The 1315-nt window shown below is 51.7% G+C and carries 1 rRNA gene (cut by a window edge); it reads right to left on the bottom strand.

The window, feature by feature from the left end:
- Positions 1-1248 (bottom strand): 23S ribosomal RNA (locus IFO69_RS21510); it reaches 1735 nt to the left of the window's first position.
- Positions 1249-1315 lie beyond the last annotated feature (67 nt).

Genomic DNA, 1315 nt, shown 5'->3' with positions numbered 1-1315 from the left:
CAACCGATTGACCTTCACTGTCATTGGAATGCTCCCCTACCACTGCATTGCTGCAATCCTACGCTTCGGTAATGTGCTTGATGCCCGATTATCATCGACGCCCTGTCGCTCGACCAGTGAGCTGTTACGCACTCTTTAAAGGAATAGCTGCTTCCAAGCTAACCTCCTGGCTGTCTCTGCAACTGGACCACCTTTGTTCAACTTAGCACATATTTGGGGACCTTAGCGGTAGGTCTGGGTTCTTTCCCTCTCGGACTGGGACCTTAGCACCCCAGCCCTCACTGCCAGTACAATATCACGGCATTCGGAGTTCGTCAGGATTTGGTAGGATGTGACTCCCCCTAGTCCTATCGGTAGCTCTACCTCCGTGATACTTTCCCTGACGCTGTTCCTAAAAACATTTCGGGGAGTACGAGCTATTTCTCAGTTTGATTGGCCTTTCACCCCTACCCACAGATCATCCGGAAACTTTTCAACGTTTATCGGTTCGGTCCTCCACTCCGTTTTACCGGAGCTTCAACCTGTCCATGGGTAGATCACTAAGTTTCGCGTCTACCCCCACTGACTAAGCGCCCTGTTCAGACTCGCTTTCGCTCCGGGTACGTGGCTTAACCACTTACCCTCGCCAGTGAGGAGTAACTCGTAGGCTCATTATGCAAAAGGCACGCCGTCACTACACTAAGTAGCTCCGACCGCTTGTAAGCGCACGGTTTCAGGTTCTATTTCACCCCGTTATTCACGGTACTTTTCACCTTTCCCTCACGGTACTTGTACACTATCGGTCTCTCAGGAGTATTTAGCCTTACCGGATGGTGCCGGCAAATTCAACCGGGATTTCTCCTGTCCCGGCCTACTCAGGATACCCGCCTCCACATAAAACTTGCCGTTACGGGACTATCACCCCCTTCGGTATGCCTTCCCAGGCATTTCACGTTCGCTGTATGTAAATTATGCAGGTCCTATTACCCCGTACATGCCGTAACATGTACGGTTTGGGCTGTTCCGCGTTCGCTCGCCACTACTGACGGAATCACTGTTGTTTTCTCCTCCTATGGGTACTTAGATGTTTCAGTTCCCCACGTTCGCCTCCATTTACATGGATACCCGCCAATGGCGGGTGGGTTGCCCCATTCGGACATCTGCGGATCAATTCGCCTGTGCCGATCCCCGCAGCTTTTCGCAGCTTGGCACGTCCTTCTTCGCCTCTGAGAGCCTAGGCATCCCCCGTGCGCCCTTATTCACTTACTCTTGTTACTCTGTTGTATTATCTTCAGTATGTCAATGAACTTTTTCGTGCCCCTTATCGGGCACCTTC

This window comes from Echinicola arenosa, assembly GCF_014841125.1.
GTDB classification, from domain to species: domain Bacteria; phylum Bacteroidota; class Bacteroidia; order Cytophagales; family Cyclobacteriaceae; genus Echinicola; species Echinicola arenosa.
The sequence above is the reverse complement of the archived record's forward strand: the minus strand, read 5'-3'. Positions and strand labels throughout refer to the sequence as shown.